3 protein-coding genes are annotated in these 1,803 nt (G+C 71.5%); all 3 read left to right on the plus strand.

The window, feature by feature from the left end; translation table 11 throughout:
• Window positions 1–9 precede the first annotated feature (9 nt).
• The gene (locus PKE44_RS19000) at window positions 10–879 is read left to right on the plus strand and encodes a protein-glutamate O-methyltransferase (protein WP_324554361.1); all 870 of its coding nucleotides are present in this window, start codon (window positions 10–12) and stop codon (window positions 877–879) included.
• Window positions 880–892: 13 nt separating this feature from the next.
• A complete protein-coding gene (locus PKE44_RS19005) occupies window positions 893–1,393 on the plus strand; it encodes a chemotaxis protein CheD (RefSeq protein WP_324554357.1) in 501 nt (166 codons plus the stop codon).
• On the plus strand, window positions 1,390–1,803 hold a 414-nt coding region (locus PKE44_RS19010; RefSeq protein WP_324554359.1), incomplete at its 3' end, for a response regulator. The genes PKE44_RS19005 and PKE44_RS19010, both read left to right, overlap by 4 nt.

Here is a 1,803-nt window from a genome sequence, read left to right on the forward strand (position 1 = left end):
CCGGGCGCCATGCGCGCGGCGGGCGCCCGCACGCCGCCGGACACCGCCGCGGACAGCCTGCTCAGCGGCCCCGGCGGGCAGATCAGCGATGCCGAGTTCGAGCAGCTCGCGCGCTGGCTGTACGAGGCCAGCGGCATCAGGCTGACGCCGGCGAAGAAGGCGCTGGTCTGCGGGCGGCTCGGCAAGCGGCTCGCCGCCTGCGGGACGGGCAGCTACCACGCCTACCTGACGCTGATCCAGGACCCGCGCCACGCCGCCGAGCGCCAGCACGCGATCGACCTGCTGACGACCAACGAGACCTACTTCTTCCGCGAGCCGCGCCACTTCGAGTGGCTGGAAAGCCACGTCCTCGCCAGCCCGCCGGCCGGCCGGGCGCTGCGCATCTGGAGCGCGGCCTGTTCGAGCGGCGAGGAGGTCTACACGCTGGCGATGCTGCTGGCCGAGCACTTCGGCACCCGGGGCGCCTGGGAGCTGATCGGTTCCGATCTTTCGACGCGCGTGCTCGCGAGCGCGCAGGCCGGCGTCTACACGCTGGAGCGCGCCCGCGGCATCCCGCCGGCGCTGCTGCGCCGCTACTGCCTGCGCGGCGTCGGCGCCCAGGCCGGCAGGCTGATGATCGAGCGCAGCCTGCGCGAGCGGGCGCAGTTCCGGCAGGTCAACCTGACCGAGGCGCTGCCCGATCTCGGCCTGTTCGACGTGATCTTCCTGCGCAACGTCATGATCTATTTCGACGTGCCGACCAAGCGCCACGTCGTCGGCCAGCTCGTGCGCGCGCTGCGCCCCGGCGGCCACCTGTTCATCGGCCACTCCGAGAACCTGCACGGCCTCTGCGACAGCCTGCAGTCCGTCGCCCCGTCGATCTACCGGCGCAGTTCCTGAAGGAGGCCCGCCGATGAGCCGCCACGCCCCGCGCGATTACCGGGGCTTCGAGTGGTTCCTGATGCCGGGCGACACCTGGTTCGGCGACGGCCCGGCGCGCGTGCGCACGCTGCTCGGCTCCTGCGTGGCCGTGACGCTGTGGCATCCGCGCCGCCACTGCGGCGGCATCTGTCACTTCCTGCTGCCGACGCGCCGCGGCGGCCGGGCGGCCGATGTGCCGCTCGACGGCCGCTACGGCGACGAGGCGATCGAACTGCTGCTGCGCGAGGTCAGCGGCAACGGCACGCGCGCCGCCCAGTACCAGGTGAAGCTGTTCGGCGGCGGGCGCATGTACGACACCCATACCCAGGTCGGCACCGGCAACGTCGCGCAGGCGCGCCGCCTCGTCGAAACCCACGGCCTGACGCTCAGCGCCTGCCACACCGGTGGCGACGGCCACCGCAACCTGATCTTCGATCTCGACACCGGCCACGTCTGGCTGCGCCACCAACCGCAGGAACGAGCCCGATCATGAAACCCATCAAGCTGCTGATCGTTGACGACTCGGCCGTCGTGCGGCAGGTGCTCACGCAGGTCTTCGCCCAGTCCCCCGACATCCGCGTCATCGCCGCGGCGCCCGATCCGCTGTTCGCACTGGAGAAAATGCGCAGCGAATGGCCGGACGTGATCGTGCTCGATGTCGAGATGCCGCGCATGGACGGCATCACCTTCCTGCGCAAGCTGATGAGCGAGCGTCCGACGCCGGTGATCATCTGCTCGACGCTGACCGCCGCCGGCACGCAGACCTCGATCGACGCGCTCGCCGCCGGTGCGCTGCAGATCGTCACCAAGCCGACGATGGGCCTGAAGCAGTTCCTGCAGGAATCCGCGCACGAGCTGATCCAGGCCGTGCGCGCCGCCGCCGGCGCCCGGCTCGGCGCGCTG

The sequence above is a fragment of the Plasticicumulans sp. genome (genome assembly GCF_035331805.1).
Taxonomy (GTDB): Bacteria; Pseudomonadota; Gammaproteobacteria; order Competibacterales; family Competibacteraceae; genus Plasticicumulans.